This is a genomic window from Pseudomonas sp. F3-2, assembly GCF_038804275.1.
Classification (GTDB): domain Bacteria; phylum Pseudomonadota; class Gammaproteobacteria; order Pseudomonadales; family Pseudomonadaceae; genus Aquipseudomonas.
The window spans coordinates 1821939-1838016 of record NZ_CP152388.1 but is presented as its reverse complement, the minus strand read 5'-3'; the positions used below and the strand labels follow the sequence as shown (position 1 = coordinate 1838016).

General features: G+C 59.4%; 13 protein-coding genes and 1 pseudogene. 8 read left to right on the top strand and 6 right to left on the bottom strand.

What is annotated here, in order from left to right:
- Positions 1-27: 27 nt before the first annotated feature.
- The 4 genes from crcB to ftsK all read right to left on the bottom strand — a co-directional run bounded on the left by crcB (position 28) and on the right by ftsK (position 4848).
- A complete protein-coding gene (gene crcB / locus AAGQ88_RS08380) occupies positions 28-402 on the bottom strand; it encodes a fluoride efflux transporter CrcB (RefSeq protein WP_093466843.1) in 375 nt (124 codons plus the stop codon).
- Positions 402-1724 carry a replication-associated recombination protein A gene (locus tag AAGQ88_RS08375; RefSeq protein WP_285425793.1) on the bottom strand — a complete coding sequence of 441 codons (1323 nt, stop codon included), beginning with the start codon at positions 1722-1724 and terminating at the stop codon, positions 402-404. Before AAGQ88_RS08375 ends, crcB begins: the two co-directional genes overlap by 1 nt.
- 19 nt (positions 1725-1743) lie before the next feature.
- A complete protein-coding gene (gene lolA, locus AAGQ88_RS08370; protein WP_342654960.1) occupies positions 1744-2367 on the bottom strand; it encodes an outer membrane lipoprotein chaperone LolA in 624 nt (207 codons plus the stop codon).
- 75 nt (positions 2368-2442) lie between these two features.
- Positions 2443-4848 (bottom strand): DNA translocase FtsK, encoded by a 2406-nt coding sequence (gene ftsK / locus AAGQ88_RS08365; RefSeq protein WP_342654959.1) that lies wholly within the window; start codon positions 4846-4848, stop codon positions 2443-2445.
- A gap of 438 nt (positions 4849-5286) precedes the next feature.
- Here ftsK and aat point away from each other — a divergent pair.
- From aat to infA, 3 genes and pseudogenes are all read left to right on the top strand, one after another.
- A pseudogene (gene aat / locus AAGQ88_RS08360) lies at positions 5287-5974 on the top strand (leucyl/phenylalanyl-tRNA--protein transferase); the annotation flags it as partial.
- Between the two features lie 49 nt (positions 5975-6023).
- Positions 6024-6731, top strand: a complete 708-nt coding sequence (locus AAGQ88_RS08355; protein WP_342654958.1) for an arginyltransferase — start codon at positions 6024-6026, stop codon at positions 6729-6731.
- A gap of 101 nt (positions 6732-6832) precedes the next feature.
- Positions 6833-7051: a translation initiation factor IF-1 gene (infA, locus tag AAGQ88_RS08350; protein ID WP_002553999.1), complete on the top strand. Its 219-nt coding sequence runs from the start codon at positions 6833-6835 to the stop codon at positions 7049-7051.
- 267 nt (positions 7052-7318) lie between these two features.
- Here the strand turns inward: infA and clpA are convergent, their stop codons facing one another.
- Together clpA and clpS are read right to left on the bottom strand one after the other, a co-directional pair.
- Entirely contained in the window at positions 7319-9589 is a 2271-nt protein-coding gene (gene clpA, locus AAGQ88_RS08345; protein ID WP_285425797.1) for an ATP-dependent Clp protease ATP-binding subunit ClpA, read from the bottom strand.
- 29 nt (positions 9590-9618) lie between these two features.
- Entirely contained in the window at positions 9619-9981 is a 363-nt protein-coding gene (gene clpS, locus AAGQ88_RS08340; RefSeq protein WP_074755300.1) for an ATP-dependent Clp protease adapter ClpS, read from the bottom strand.
- 216 nt (positions 9982-10197) lie between these two features.
- Between clpS and cspD the strand changes: the two genes are divergently transcribed.
- The 5 genes from cspD to hflD all read left to right on the top strand — a co-directional run bounded on the left by cspD (position 10198) and on the right by hflD (position 16031).
- Positions 10198-10473, top strand: a complete 276-nt coding sequence (cspD, locus tag AAGQ88_RS08335; RefSeq protein WP_285425798.1) for a cold shock domain-containing protein CspD — start codon at positions 10198-10200, stop codon at positions 10471-10473.
- A 657-nt stretch (positions 10474-11130) separates the two neighbouring features.
- A complete protein-coding gene (locus AAGQ88_RS08330) occupies positions 11131-13356 on the top strand; it encodes an NADP-dependent isocitrate dehydrogenase (protein WP_342654957.1) in 2226 nt (741 codons plus the stop codon).
- A 202-nt stretch (positions 13357-13558) separates the two neighbouring features.
- Positions 13559-13999, top strand: a complete 441-nt coding sequence (locus AAGQ88_RS08325) for an NUDIX hydrolase (RefSeq protein WP_285425801.1) — start codon at positions 13559-13561, stop codon at positions 13997-13999.
- A 281-nt stretch (positions 14000-14280) separates the two neighbouring features.
- Positions 14281-15411 carry a tRNA 2-thiouridine(34) synthase MnmA gene (gene mnmA, locus AAGQ88_RS08320; RefSeq protein WP_342654956.1) on the top strand — a complete coding sequence of 377 codons (1131 nt, stop codon included), beginning with the start codon at positions 14281-14283 and terminating at the stop codon, positions 15409-15411.
- Positions 15411-16031 (top strand): high frequency lysogenization protein HflD, encoded by a 621-nt coding sequence (hflD, locus tag AAGQ88_RS08315; RefSeq protein ID WP_074755312.1) that lies wholly within the window; start codon positions 15411-15413, stop codon positions 16029-16031. The genes mnmA and hflD overlap by 1 nt, the downstream gene beginning before the upstream one ends.
- Positions 16032-16078: the final 47 nt, after the last annotated feature.

Here is a 16078-nt window from a genome sequence, read left to right as displayed (position 1 = left end):
CGTTGCCTCGTTATTGAATCGGGTTTATTAAATTCGGGTCAGGGACAGGCCGGCCCAGGTGGCAAGCAGCCCGCCGAACACGCTGACTGCCGCATAGCCGATGGCCAGTGGCGCCTGCCCGCTTTCCAGCAAGCGCAGCGTATCCAGAGAAAAAGACGAAAATGTCGTCAGGCCGCCGACGAAACCGACGATCAGGCCGGCACGGACCTCGATCGGCACTTCCGGGCGCAGTAAAAACCATCCATACAACAGGCCGATGATCAGGCATCCCACCAGGTTGACGGCCAGCGTCGCGGTGTAGAAGTGCCGAGGCCAGTTGGCAGACACCCAAGTGCCTGCCGCGAAACGCAGTAATGTACCAGCGATGCCGGCAATCGACACCGCAAGAATCGTCTGAATCACTATTTTCTCCGCTGGCGGGGACTGGCGCGATCGAGCGCAGCCAGATGCTTGAGCTTTTCGCCGATTTTGAGCTCCAGACCACGGGGCACCGGCTGATAATACTGACGTGGCTCGAGTTCCTGCGGGAAGTAGTCTTCCCCCGCCGCGTAGGCATCAGGCTCGTCATGGGCGTAGCGGTACTCTTCGCCGTAACCCAGCTGCTTCATCAGCTTGGTCGGCGCGTTACGCAGGTGCAGCGGCACCTCCAGCGAACCGTGCTCGGTGGCCTCGCGCATGGCCATTTTGAAGCCCATGTACACCGCATTGCTTTTCGGCGCGCACGCCAGGTAGACGATGGCCTGCGCGACGGCCAGTTCACCTTCGGGACTGCCAAGCCGCTCCTGGACATCCCAGGCCGACATGCACAGCGGCAGCGCGCGAGGATCGGCATTGCCGATGTCTTCACTGGCCATGCGCACCACGCGGCGCGCCAGGTACAACGGATCGCAACCGCCGTCGATCATCCGCGCGAACCAGTACAACGCCGCGTCGGGGTTGGAACCGCGAATGGATTTGTGCAGGGCTGAAATCTGATCGTAAAAGGCTTCCCCGCCCTTGTCGAAACGACGACGGCTGTCGCCCAGCAGGCTCGCCAGCAACTCCGGTTCGATTTCGCTGCCGTCTTCGGCCAGGTCGGAGGCGTTCTCCAACAGGTTGAGCATGCGTCGGCCATCACCGTCGGCAGCCGCCAGCAACGTGCTGAAAGCTTCATCGCCCAGGGTCAGATGACGATTGCCCAGCCCGCGCTCCTCGGTCAATGCGCGATTGACCAATTGACGCAGCGCCGCTTCGTCGAGGCTTTTGAGCACATACACGCGGGCGCGGGACAGCAACGCGTTGTTAAGCTCGAACGAAGGGTTCTCTGTGGTGGCACCGATGAAGATCAACGTGCCGTCTTCCACGTATGGCAGAAAAGCGTCCTGCTGCGACTTGTTGAACCGGTGCACTTCGTCGACGAACAGAATGGTGCGGCGACCGTACTGGCCTGCCTGCTGCTTGGCGACTTCGACGGCCTGGCGGATTTCTTTGACGCCCGCCAGCACGGCCGACACCGTTTCGAAATGCGCATCCGATACCTTGGCCAGCAGGCGCGCCAGCGTGGTTTTCCCAACGCCTGGCGGCCCCCAGAAAATCATGGAGTGCAGCGCGCCCTGCTCCAGCGCTTCGCGCAAGGGCTTGCCGTGGGCGAGCAAATGTTGCTGACCGACATACTCATCCAGATTGGTCGCACGCAAACGCGCGGCCAGAGGCTGGGCTATCGGCTCACTGCTGAACAGATCCATGAACGACCGTTGAAACCTCTTATTCCTGAATGACGTCAGCGCCTTTCGGGATCTGGAACTGGAATTTGCTCGCCGCGACAGACTCGTTCGCCTTGACGCCAGTGAACAGGATATTGGTGCGCTGGCCCACGCTGTCGATCAGCTGCATGTCATTGATCATGCCGTTGCGAAATGACAGGCGCAGGTTGTCGAACAGCGTGTCTTTGGATTTGGGCTTGAGCACGAAGTCGATCACGCCGCCCGCTTCCTTGGCCGTGATATCGAAGCTATCGCTGATTTTCGAGACGTCGCCGGACAGCAGCAGGGCCGGGGTCTGGGTCAGACGCTGATCGAGGGTCTTGATGGTGGCCTGCTCAAGATCCGGGTCCCACAGCGTGACCTTCTTGCCGTCGGACACCATGGTCTGTTCCTGCGGCGCATTGGTGTGCCAATAGAACAGGCCCGGACGCTGCAAGACCATATCGCCGGTGGTTTCCTGCAACTGTGTACCGCCGCCGTCGAGGGTCAACTGAGAAAAGTTGCCGGAGAGGGTTTTAGAGTTTTCCAGCAACTGGGTCAGGCGCGCCACGTCCTTGGCGTCGGCGTGGGCCGGAATAGCGGAAAAAGCCAGTGCAGATGCCAACAGCATGCGGATAAGACGCATGGGATTCCTCTTTGAGTTCAGTTAAAGCCGGACGGCGCCATGGTGGCGCCGTCCAGTCACTCGTGACGTAAAGTGTCAGTCACGCATGGGGGCTGGTGCAATCACTTCCCGCGAGCCGTTGGTGTTCATCGCTGTCACGACGCCGGCCATCTCCATGGTTTCGATCATGCGCGCGGCGCGGTTGTAGCCGATTTTCAATTTGCGCTGAACTGCGGAGATCGATGCGCGGCGACTTTCCAGCACGAACTTGACCGCCTCGTCGTACAGCGCATCGCTTTCGCTGTCATCACCGTCGCCACCGCCGCCGCCACCTTCAAACCCACTGCCCGCCTCTTCGACACCGTTGAGGATGTCGTCGTTGTATTGCGGGGTGCCGCGCAGTTTCCACGCCTCGACCACACGATGCACTTCATCGTCGGAAACGAAGGCGCCATGAACCCGGATCGGCAGGCTGGTGCCCGGAGGCATGTAGAGCATGTCACCGTGACCCAGCAACTGCTCGGCGCCGCCCTGGTCAATGATCGTGCGCGAGTCGATCTTGCTCGACACCTGGAACGCCATGCGCGTTGGAATGTTGGCCTTGATCAGACCCGTGATCACGTCAACGGAAGGACGCTGGGTCGCCAGAATCAGGTGAATACCGGCGGCACGGGCCTTCTGGGCGATCCGGGCGATCAGCTCTTCGACCTTCTTGCCGACGATCATCATCATGTCGGCGAATTCGTCGACCACCACGACGATGGTCGGCAGCTTGGTCAGCAGCGGCGCTTCGTCGTGAATGCTTTCGCGGTGGTACAGCGGATCGGCAATCGGAGTGCCCGCCTCTTCCGCTTCCTTGATCTTGTGGTTGAAGCCCGACAGGTTACGCACGCCCATCTTGGCCATCAGTTTGTAGCGACGTTCCATTTCCGCCACCGACCAGCGCAGGGCGTTGGCGGCGTCTTTCATGTCGGTGACCACCGGACACAGCAGATGCGGAATGCCTTCATAGATCGACAGCTCGAGCATTTTCGGGTCGATCATGATCAGCTTGGCGTCTTCGGGGCCTGACTTGAACAGAATCGACAGAATCATCGCGTTCACGCCCACCGACTTACCGGAACCGGTCGTACCGGCCACCAGCAAGTGCGGCATCTTGGCCAGGTCGGTGATGATCGGCTTGCCGCCGATGTCGTGGCCCAGCGCCAACGTGACCGGCGATTTGAAATTGTCGTACTCCGGCGTCGACAGCACCTCGGAAAACCGCACGATCTGGCGGTCTTCGTTAGGTATTTCGATGCCGACCGTGGTCTTGCCCGGAATCACCTCGACCACCCGCACGCTGGTCACTGCCAGCGAACGCGCCAGATCCTTCGCCAGGTTGGCAATGCGGCTGACCTTGACGCCGGCCGCGGGCTGAATCTCGTAGCGGGTGATCACAGGGCCGGGGTGAATCGAGTCCACCGAGACCTCGACGCCGAATTCCTTGAGCTTGATTTCCAGCAAATGGCCGACGGCTGCCAGCGACTCGGGCGAATAGTTGAGCTGTTTCTTTTCCGCCGGATCGAGGATCGAGATCGGGGGCAAGGTGCCTTCTACGGCGCTGTCGACGAACAACGGCACCTGCTTCTCTTTCTGCACGCGCTTGCTCGGCTCGGGCGGGCGGACCGGCGCGGGAGCAATGACCGCAGGCACGTGCTTTTCACGGGCGGTCATGTGTTCACTCAGTGCCTGTTCGCGTTCGATCAGACGCTCTTTGGCCTTCGCCTGCTCGCGTCGGTCCGGTGCGACGGGCGCCACCACCTCGTCGACACGCATGTCGACTTCGCGCAATTGGGCGACCATCTGCTTGCGTTCATTGCGCGCCGTCCACCAGCGATTGATCGCACCCTGGAACAACTCGACGAGGTCCAGCGTGATCTTGCCGGTGGTGTCCATCACCTTGAACCAGGACAGATCAGTGAACACGGTCAGGCCGAACAGAAAAAGTGCGATGAACAGCAGCGTGCTGCCCTGAACATTCAGCGCGCGCTTGGCCAGATCGCCCAGCACTTCGCCCAGCACGCCACCCGCAGAACCCGGCAGACCCGAGGCGGAATGGAAATGGATGTGCGCCAGCGCCGCGCCGGCCAGGACGAGGAACACCAGGCCGATGAGGCGCCAGGAAAACAGCCAGCCGCTCCACTGCCACGGGTCATGGCGCTGGCGGAACACCTGATACGCTTTCACACCCAGCAACAACGGAAAGATGTAGGCGAAGTAGCCCAGCACCATGAAGAGTATGTCGGCGGAGAACGCGCCGGCGCGACCGGCAGCGTTCTGCACCTGAACGGAGCTGCTGGTATGGCTCCAGCCCGGATCGGCCTGATCGTAGGTCAACAAGGCCATCATCAGATACAGGCACAAGGCGCCGAACGCGATCAGCGCACCTTCCTTGAGTCGGTAGTGCAAATGCTGCCGCCAGAGCGGAACGGGGCTGGGTGCTGCGGTGGATTTCTTCAAAACGCTTCAATTCCTGCGCGCAAGCGCGAACATCTAATGGTTGACTATACGAATAGTGCTGACCGATCCCTGAACGGCGTCGGGAACAACGGTGAGGTTGAACGGGCGCTCGACAGGTGACTTGAAAAGAGGTTAAACAACAACGGGCATTGTACGGATTTGCACGCCCTACGCCACGTTAGTCTGGCGTGGACCTTGCAGATCTTCAAGCCTGGATGACAACAGATGATTTGAGCACGCATTTTCTTTGCCGACAAAGGGTTATGGCGTGTTGTTCCCACACCACACTACTGTCCAACGGCCATGCCTGATGCGAAGCATTCAAATCTCCCCGACATCCATCCAATGCTGCGACGGTCAACCGCCTGTGACCGCGCTGATGGCCTGGAGTTGCACACCCGCGCGCTCTCCCCTCCCCTCTCGTAAAGTCTCGACGCCATGCTGACCTGGTTACAACGCGACAATCTTGATTTCCCTGCGCTGGAGAAAGCCACCCGCGAACCCAACGGCTTGCTCGCCGCGGGTGGAGACCTGTCAGCCGACCGGCTCGTTCAGGCCTATCGGCACGGCTGCTTTCCCTGGTATCAGCAAGGCCAGCCAATCCTCTGGTGGTCGCCGGACCCGCGCACCGTTTTGTTTCCCGAGGAATTGCACGTCTCGCGCAGCTTGAACAAGGTTCTGCGCCAGCAGCGCTATCACGTGACGTTCGATCAGGATTTCGCTGGGGTGATTCAGGCCTGCGCCGAACCTCGCGACTACGCTGACGGCACGTGGATCACAGGCTCCATGCAGGCTGCCTATATCGAACTGCATGCGCGGGGATTCGCTCACAGCGTTGAAGTCTGGGATGAGCAGCGGCTGGTCGGCGGGCTATACGGGCTGGCCATGGGGCAGCTGTTTTTCGGTGAGTCGATGTTCAGCCGGGCCGACAACGCCTCGAAGGTGGGTTTCGTCACGCTGGTCGACCACTTGCGGCAGTGGGGCTTCGTGCTGATCGATTGTCAGATGCCGACGCAGCACCTGCAAAGCCTGGGCGCTCGCTCGATCCCGCGCCAGAGCTTCGCCGAATATCTGCACGGACACCTGGACGCGGAGAATTCCGCCGACTGGCTACCTAGGCGATTTTGATTCGCCTGGCATACACTCTTATCTAAAGTTTTTCTCGAGGGTTGATCATGACCGAGCTGGCGCGGCTTAAGTTCTATGCCACTCAACCCCACTCCTGCAGCTACCTGCCCGAGGAACAAGCCACCACGCTGTTTCTCGATCCCAGCCAGCCGATGGATGTTCAGGTCTACGCCGACCTCTCCGACATGGGGTTTCGCCGCAGTGGCGATCATCTCTACCGCCCGCACTGCCAGAATTGCAGCGCCTGCGTGCCTGCGCGCATTCCCGTAGGACTGTTCGTTCCCGATCGCCAGCAGAAGCGCATTTTCAAGCGCAACGTCGACATCGAAGTCACCAGCACCAAGCCTCATTTCAGTGAGGAATACTTCGACCTCTATCAGCGTTACATCGAGCAACGCCATGCCGATGGCGACATGTACCCGCCCAGTCGTGACCAGTTCTCGACGTTTCTGGTGCGCGACCTGCCGTTCTCACGGTTTTACGAATTCCGCGTGGAAGGTCGGCTCCTCGCCGTCGCGGTCACGGACCTGCTGCCCAACGGGCTGTCGGCCGTTTACACCTTTTACGAGCCGTCCGAAGAGCGGCGCAGTCTTGGCCGTTACGCGATTCTCTGGCAGATCGCCGAAGCCGCGCGCCTGCAGTTGCACGCCGTGTATCTGGGTTACTGGATCAAGAACTGCAAAAAGATGAATTACAAGACTCAATATCGACCGATCGAGCTGCTGACCAATCAAAGATGGGTCACTCTTTACTGAAGCCCTTGGCTTGACCCCCACTTTTCGGGCACAATGCAGCCCGCTTTTGCCTGGCTGCCGTTTGCACCGGGCCATTCATTGGATACCGAGGGCTTTACTGCATGTCGAAAGAAGACAGCTTCGAAATGGAAGGCACTGTCGTCGACACCCTGCCCAACACCATGTTCCGTGTGGAGTTGGAAAATGGGCACGTCGTAACCGCGCACATCTCCGGCAAGATGCGCAAGAACTACATTCGTATTCTTACCGGCGATAAGGTCCGCGTTGAGCTGACGCCCTACGACTTGAGCAAAGGGCGCATCACTTACCGCGCCCGCTAACAGGTCTTAACAAAAACGCCCGGCACATGCCGGGCGTTTTTGTTGGCGCGGGATTCGCCCGATCCATCCGTTCAGTGCGCCGACAGGGGATCACTCGGTCCTTCTGACTACGGCACGTTGCAAACGATGTGGGAGCGAGCTTGCTCGCGAATACGCCCGAAGGGCTTCAAAGTAACGTTCTCAAGTCAACCACTGCCCAACCAACGCCGTTCACCCCAAAGCAGAAAGGCGCCAATCGGCGCCTTTCTGCTGTATCGCGATGAAACGTCAGGCCATTTCCGCCGTGGTTTCGTAATCGAACGTGATCTCGCCGTCCTTGAAGTCGATGTGTACCACACCGCCATGCTCGGACAACTCGCCGAAGAGAATTTCCTCGGCCAGTGGACGCTTGATCTTGTCCTGAATCAGACGTGCCATCGGACGCGCGCCCATGGCCGCGTCGTAACCGCCTTCCGCCAGATAACTTCTGGCCGCATCGGTCACCTCGAGCAGCACACGCTTGTCTTCCAGTTGCGCCTGAAGTTCGGTAAGGAACTTGTCCACCACGCTTTTGATGACCTCGTGACTGAGGCGACCGAATTGAATGATGGTGTCCAGGCGGTTGCGGAATTCCGGCGTGAAGCTCTTCTTGATGACTTCCATCGCATCGGACGAGTGGTCCTGATGGGTGAAACCAATCGAAGCCCGCGCAGCGGTTTCGGCACCGGCGTTGGTGGTCATGATCACGATCACATTGCGGAAGTCCGCCTTGCGGCCGTTGTTATCGGTGAGCGTACCGTGGTCCATCACCTGCAACAGCAGGTTGAAGACTTCCGGATGCGCCTTTTCGATTTCATCGAGCAGCAGCACGCAATGCGGTTGCTTGGTGATCGCCTCGGTCAACAGACCGCCCTGATCGAAACCGACATAGCCCGGCGGCGCACCGATCAGACGCGACACGGTGTGGCGCTCCATGTACTCGGACATGTCGAAACGAACCAGTTCGATGCCCAGCGCTTTTGCCAGCTGACGCGCCGCTTCGGTCTTACCGACACCGGTCGGACCTGCGAACAGGAACGAACCGACAGGCTTGTCCGGTGACTTCAGGCCAGCTCGCGACAGCTTGATCGCCGTCGACAGCGAATCGATCGCCGCGTCCTGACCGAAGACCGTGAGCTTCAAGTCGCGCTCAAGGTTGCGCAGCAGCTCTTTGTCGGAGCTGTTGACGTGTTTCGGCGGAATCCGCGCGATCTTGGCGACGATGTCCTCGACCTGAGCCACTTCGATGCGCTTGACGCGCATTTCCACAGGCTGCAGACGCTGGAAAGCCCCCGCCTCGTCGATCACGTCAATGGCCTTGTCGGGCATGTGACGATCATTGATGTAGCGCGATGCGAGTTCGGCCGCTGCACGCAGGGCTTCATCGCTGTACTCGATGTTGTGGTGCTGCTCGAAGCGACCTTTGAGGCCACGCAGAATGCCGATGGTGTCCTCGACCGAAGGCTCGGACACGTCGACTTTCTGGAAGCGACGGGCCAGCGCGCGGTCTTTTTCGAAGATGCCGCGGAATTCCTGGAACGTGGTCGAACCGATGCAGCGGATATCACCCGAAGACAGCAGCGGTTTGAGCAGGTTGGACGCGTCCATCACACCGCCCGATGCAGCGCCGGCGCCGATGATGGTGTGGATTTCGTCGATGAACAGGATCGCCTGCGGACGCTTCTTCAATTCGCCCAGCAGGGCCTTGAAGCGCTTCTCGAAATCACCACGGTATTTGGTCCCCGCCAGCAGGGCACCCAGATCAAGCGAATAGACGACACTGTTGGCCAGCAAATCCGGCACCTGGTTGTCGACGATGCGTTTGGCCAGGCCTTCGGCGATGGCAGTCTTGCCCACGCCTGCCTCACCGACCAGCAAAGGATTGTTCTTGCGACGACGCGCGAGAATCTGAGCGACGCGCTCGACTTCAAGCTCACGGCCTACCAACGGATCGATGCGGCCCTGACGAGCCAGTTCATTCAGGTTGCTGGCATAGGCATCCAGAGGATTGCCTGAGGAAGAAGACTCACCGCCCTCATCGTCCTGCATATCTTGCTCACCTTCAGAGTGATCGCCATGCCCAGGCACCTTGGAAATGCCATGAGCGATGTAGTTGACGACATCGATACGGGCAACGCTCTGCTGCTTGAGCAGAAACACCGCCTGACTTTCCTGTTCGCTGAAAATTGCCACCAGCACGTTGGCGCCGGTGACTTCACGCTTGCCGGAACTCTGCACATGAAACACGGCACGTTGCAGCACACGCTGGAAGCCCAGAGTGGGTTGGGTCTCGCGATCCTCATCGTGTACGGGGATCAGCGGCGTGGTGGAGTCGATGAACTCCTGGAGGTCGTGTTTGAGTTTGTCGAGGTTTGCGCCGCAGGCACGCAGAACAGTGGCGGCAGCCTCATTGTCCAATAGGGCCAGCAGGAGGTGCTCGACCGTCATGAATTCATGACGTTTGGAGCGGGCCTCTTTGAAAGCCAAATTGAGGGTGACTTCGAGCTCACGGTTTAACATAGCTTCACCTCATACCCAAGTGTCCGGCGTTAACCGTCCTTCTCGATCTCACAGAGTAGCGGATGCTGGCTTTCCCTGGCGTATTGGTTGACCTGCATTGCCTTGGTCTCGGCGATGTCGCGGGTAAACAATCCACAGACTGCCCGTCCCTCTGTATGGACGGCCAGCATGACCTTGGTGGCCAGCTCACGATTCAGGTTGAAAAACACCTCGAGCACTTCGACAACGAAATCCATCGGGGTGTAGTCATCGTTGAACAAAACCACCTTGTACATCGGTGGCACCTGCAATGTCGGCTTGGCTTCCTGTACAGCGATGCCCGCCGCGTCGTCCTCATGGGATTGCGGATCATCCTGATTGAATGTTAGTCGAATCTTGCTGATTGCATGCATGGTAAAGAAGGTTCACAGGGGACGTAATTGAAATAAGTAGTCGCAGTCATACCGGTTTTCAACTGGACCGCTGCGTGACCTTGACTATCGGCTAATCGGTGTTACAAACAATAGAACCCACATTGGGTAAAAAGGGTCCGCGCAGTCAACCAAAATTTTTTAGGTCCGGCGGATGAGAGGTGATGATACTCCCATCGGAGTCCTTTGCAGAGGGATGTGACTATGTCAAGCGGTAAGGTCAAGTGGTTCAACAACGCCAAGGGGTATGGCTTCATCGTTGAGGACGGCAAGTCCGAAGACCTGTTCGCCCATTACTCGGCGATCAAAATGGACGGCTACAAGACCCTAAAGGCCGGGCAACCGGTTCAGTTCAATATCACCCAGGGTCCCAAAGGGCTGCATGCAGTGGACATCACTGCGCACCCATCCGCCACCAAAGAGACGATCGATCAGCACGAAACGCATCACGAACACAGCAAAGATCACGCCTGAGCCGGACCGTTCACGCGCGAGACCTTAAAGCCGGTCGGCCCACGAAAGCCGACCGGCTTTTTTTCGTCTGCACGATTTGCCCTGCCTATAAATAAGGTGACACGGAAGGCGCGGCCGACAAAGACACCACTCTGGCCTGGCTAACGGCCCAAGCCTGCTGCCTAAGCTTTGTGCATGTCCCTTCCATCCGCCGACAGCTTGAAACCCGCGCGGATCGAATGCTCCTTTAGTCGAAATCCGACTTGCAATCCGAGTGTCCGACACTGCACCATCCGGACTGCGTCAGGTTGACGCAGGGCAAGCAGGCCGTGGCCTGTGGCGATCAGCGAGGATTTTCAAGGCCCGACCGACGGCACTGAACCAATCGCTGCGAGCGCTACGCGTTCACGCGGGTATCGTATCAATGGTCGGGACCGGTGATATACTCGCGCCGGTGACCATAGGGTCATTGGGGGCCGAGCCATCTGGAACGAGACTTTCAGCCCTCGACAAGCCGCGCTGTTACCGCAGCCCGGCTGCTTGATGCTCGACTGATCTACCCCATATCACGCGACGAAATTCTCGACTTTCGGCTCATCGATACTTTGGGCGAAAGTGCCTACCCTGCGCATATCGAAATTTTGTGTACGCTCAGCAAAGAAGAGAGTTATCCCAAAAATGTCCAACCGCTCGAAGATCATCTATACCTTCACCGACGAAGCGCCTGCCCTCGCCACCTACTCACTGCTTCCCATCATCGAAGCCTTCACCTCCTCCGCCGACATCACCGTCGAAACCCGCGACATCTCTCTTGCAGCCCGTATTCTGGCCAGCTTCCCCGAGCAGCTGGGCGACAAGAAGGTTTCCGACGATCTGGCAGAGCTGGGCGAGCTGGCGACGACGCCGGAAGCCAACATCATCAAGTTGCCGAACATCAGCGCATCGGTTCCGCAACTGAAGGCCGCGATCAAGGAACTGCAAGCCAAGGGCTACGACGTGCCGGACTATCCGGATGAAGTCGTGACCGAAGCCGACAAGGCAGCCCGGGCTGGCTATGACAAAGTAAAAGGCAGCGCCGTGAACCCGGTTCTGCGTGAAGGTAACTCTGATCGTCGCGCGCCGCTTTCGGTGAAGAACTACGCCCGCAAGCACCCGCACAAAATGGGCGCCTGGGCTGCCGACTCCAAATCCCACGTTGCCCACATGGACAATGGCGATTTCTACGGCAGCGAGCAGTCTTCCCTGATCGAAACCGCAGGTGCGGTGAAGATCGAACTGATCGGCAAAGACGGCAGCACCACCGTGCTGAAGGACAAGACCTCGGTGCTGGCTGGCGAAGTCATCGATTGCGCAGTCATGAGCAAGAAAGCGCTGCGCGCATTCGTCGCCAAGGAAATCGAAGACGCCAAGAAGCTGGGCGTGCTGTTCTCCGTTCACCTCAAAGCCACCATGATGAAGGTCTCTGACCCGATCATGTTCGGCGAGATCGTCGCCGAGTACTATCAGGACGCGCTGAACAAGCACGCTGAAGTCTTGAAGGAAATCGGCTTCAACCTGAACAACGGCATCGGCGACCTGTACGCCCGCATCAAGAATCTGCCAGCCGATCAGCAGGCGCAGATCGAAGCGGACGTCAATGCCGTTTACGCCACCCGCCCTCCTCTGGCGATGGTCAACTCCGACAAGGGCATCACCAACCTGCACGTGCCGAGCGACGTCATCGTTGACGCCTCGATGCCTGCGATGATTCGTGATTCCGGCAAGATGTGGAACAACGACGGCGTCCTGCAGGACACCAAGGCCGTGATCCCGGATCGCTGCTACGCCACCATCTATCAGGCAGTGATCGAAGACTGCAAGAAAAACGGCGCCTTCGATCCGACCACCATGGGCAGCGTGCCGAACGTTGGCCTGATGGCGCAGAAAGCCGAAGAGTACGGCTCGCACAACAAGACGTTCCAGATCGAAACCGACGGCGTGGTCCGCGTGACCGACGACAAGGGCCAGGTCCTGATGGAACAGAACGTCGAAGCGGGCGATATCTGGCGCATGTGCCAGACCAAGGACGCGCCGATCCAGGACTGGGTCAAACTGGCCGTCAACCGTTCGCGCCTGAGCAACACCCCGGCCATTTTCTGGCTGGACCCACAGCGCGCGCACGACGCCGTGATGATCAAGAAGGTCGAGAAGTACCTGAAAGACCACGACACCAGCGGCCTGGACATCACCATCAAGTCGCCTGTCGACGCGATGAAAACCTCGCTGGAGCGTATCCGCGCCGGCAAGGACACCATCTCGGTGACCGGCAACGTCCTGCGTGACTACCTGACCGACCTGTTCCCGATCATGGAACTGGGCACGAGCGCTAAAATGCTGTCGATCGTTCCGCTGATGAACGGCGGCGGCCTGTTCGAAACCGGCGCCGGCGGTTCGGCTCCGAAGCACGTTCAGCAGCTGAACGAAGAGAACTTCCTGCGCTGGGACTCGCTGGGCGAATTCCTGGCACTGGCGGCTTCCCTTGAGCACCTGGGCAACGTCTACGACAACCCGAAAGCGCTGGTACTCGCCACTGCCCTGGACAAAGCCACCGGCCAGTTCCTGGACAACAACAAGTCGCCATCGCGCAAGGTTGGCGGTATCGACAACCGTGGCAGCCACTTCTACCTGGCGACCTACTGGGCTCAGGCCCTGGCCGCTCAGACCGAAGATAAAGAGCTGCAAGCCAAGTTCACCCAACTGGCGAAAACCCTGGCCGACAATGAAGCAACCATCGTTGCCGAACTGAACGGCGTTCAGGGCAAGCCACTGGACATCGGCGGTTACTACTTCGCCACGCCAGAACTGGCCAGCAAAGCCATGCGTCCTAGCAAAACCCTGAACGACGCGATCAACGCGTTGAAGTAAGGTTGCCAGGTCGGCGGTTCACCCCGCCGAACGCATCATGAAAGCCCCGGCCATGTGTCGGGGTTTTCTTTTTTCGTGATGCACACGATTCCCTGTAGGAGCAATCGGAGGTTACGACGGTCGCGATGCGGCGTGTCAGGAAAACCGCGATCGCGACCCTCGTAAACTCGGATTGCTCCTACATCAACCGAGGAGATCTCGAATGACCTGGCAACCCCACATCACGGTCGCAACCGTCATCGAAGACAACGGCCGCTTCCTGTTCGTCGAAGAATTGAAAAACGGCAAGCTGGTGCTCAACCAACCCGCCGGTCACCTGGAAGCCAACGAAACCCTGCGCGAAGCCGCCATCCGTGAAACGTTCGAAGAAACGGGTTGGGACGTCGAGCTGACCGGTGTCGTCGGCATCTATCTGTACACCGCGCCCAGCAATGGCGTGACCTATCAGCGCGTGTGTTTTTCGGCCAAGGCGATCAATCATCATCTCGATCAGCCGCTGGACACCGGCATCGTCGGCGCCCCGTGGCTCACCCGCGACGAACTGGTCAGCCAGCCCGAACGCTGGCGCAGCGAACTGGTGCTGCAATGCATCGACGATTACCTGGCCGGCCCGGTTCACAGCATGGATGTCGTGCGCGATTGAACGGCGCCTTCCCTGCTAAAGCCGGTCCTACTGAAACGCATACTCCCGCCGGACCGGCTTTAGCCGGGAACCGACATGCGCACGTCATCGTAGGACCGGCTTTAGCCGGGAAGGCGTCCGGTTTCACACCACAACATTCAGACTGCTCACTCAGCCCTGTTCTCGGCTGAAGCCGTTCCTCTATTCCCATGCATTGCGTCAGCGCAACTGAATAGCTTTTAGCCTTGACGCCGACTCCCTGATAGAATCGCGTCCTTTTCCAGACTACCCATCGAATTCCTATGTCTGATTCAGCCTTTTCCAACACAGAAAAGAAGCGCGTCATCGTCGGCATGTCCGGCGGCGTGGATTCTTCGGTCTCCGCCCTTCTGCTCATGGAGCAGGGGTATCAGGTGGAAGGCCTGTTCATGAAGAACTGGGAAGAAGACGACGGAACGGAATACTGCACCGCCATGGACGACCTCGCGGACGCTCAGGCGGTGTGCGACAAGATCGGCATCAAGCTGCACACCGTGAATTTCGCTGCCGAATACTGGGATAACGTCTTCGAGCACTTCCTCGAGGAGTATAAGGCCGGCCGCACGCCGAACCCGGACATCCTGTGCAACCGCGAAATCAAGTTCAAAGCCTTTCTCGACTACGCCTTCATGCTCGGCGCCGACCTGATCGCCACCGGTCATTACGTGCGCCGTCGCGACATCGATGGCCGTACCGAACTGCTCAAGGGCCTGGACCCAAACAAGGATCAGAGCTACTTCCTGCACGCCGTCGGCGGCGAACAGATCGCCAAGACCCTGTTTCCGGTCGGCGAACTGGAGAAGCCCGAAGTGCGCGCCATCGCCGAGAAATACCAGTTGGCGACCGCGAAGAAAAAGGACTCTACCGGCATCTGCTTCATCGGCGAACGTCGTTTCACCGACTTCCTCAAGCAGTACCTTCCTGCGCAGCCGGGCGAAATCAAAACCACCGAAGGCGAAGTCATCGGGCGCCACGCGGGCCTGATGTACCACACCATCGGTCAGCGTCAGGGACTGGGCATTGGCGGACTGAAGGATGCCGGGGATGAACCCTGGTATGTGCTGGTCAAGGATCTGGAACACAACGAGCTCATCGTCGGCCAGGGCAACGAGCACCCATGGTTGTTTTCCCGCGCCCTGCTCGCCTCGGAGATCTACTGGGTCAACCCGGTCGACCTCAGCACGCCGCGCCAGCTGACTGCCAAAGTGCGTTACCGGCAGAGCGACCAGAGCTGCACGCTGGAACGCACCGCCACCGGCTACCGCGCCACCTTCGACGAGCCACAGCGCGCGGTCACGCCCGGTCAGTCCGTGGTGTTTTACGACGGCGAAGTCTGCCTGGGCGGCGGCGTCATCGAAACCGCCGAACCCTGGCACAGCAAGGACGCTCGTTGATGAGTCCGATCCAAGAGCAACTGACCGCCCTGGGCGGCGTGTTTCAGGCCGCGGTGCTGGTGGACCGCATCGCCAAGACCGGTCAGGCCAGCGAGGCGGCGGTCGGCTGCCTGCTGGGCGGACTGCTGGTGATGGACCCCAAGGACACACTCGATGTGTTCGGCGGCGACGACCTGAACCTGCGCGAAGGCTATCGCGCCCTTGCCAGCGCTCTGGAGCGTGACCCCGGCACCCTGCAGCGCGAGCCACTGCGTTATGCCCTGGCGATGCTGGGGCTGGAGCGTCAACTGTCCAAGCGCGACGACATGCTCGACACCATCGGCAAGCGTCTGCCGCAGATCAAGTCCCAGGTCGAACACTTCGGGATCGTTCACGAGAACGTCATCGCTGCCAGTGGCGCGCTGTATCAGGACACGTTGAGCACACTGCGCCAGCGCATTCAGGTGCATGGCGACATGCGCAACCTGCAACAGCCGAACAACGCCTCGAAAATCCGTGCGCTGCTGCTGGCCGGAATACGCTGTGCGCGACTTTGGCGACAAGTGGGCGGGCATCGCTGGCAACTGGTCATCAGCCGTCGCAAGTTATTGAAAGAACTGTATCCCTTGCTCCACGGCTGATCCGGCGAGCACTGCGCTATACAGGATTTACCCTTCACGGCGCCCTC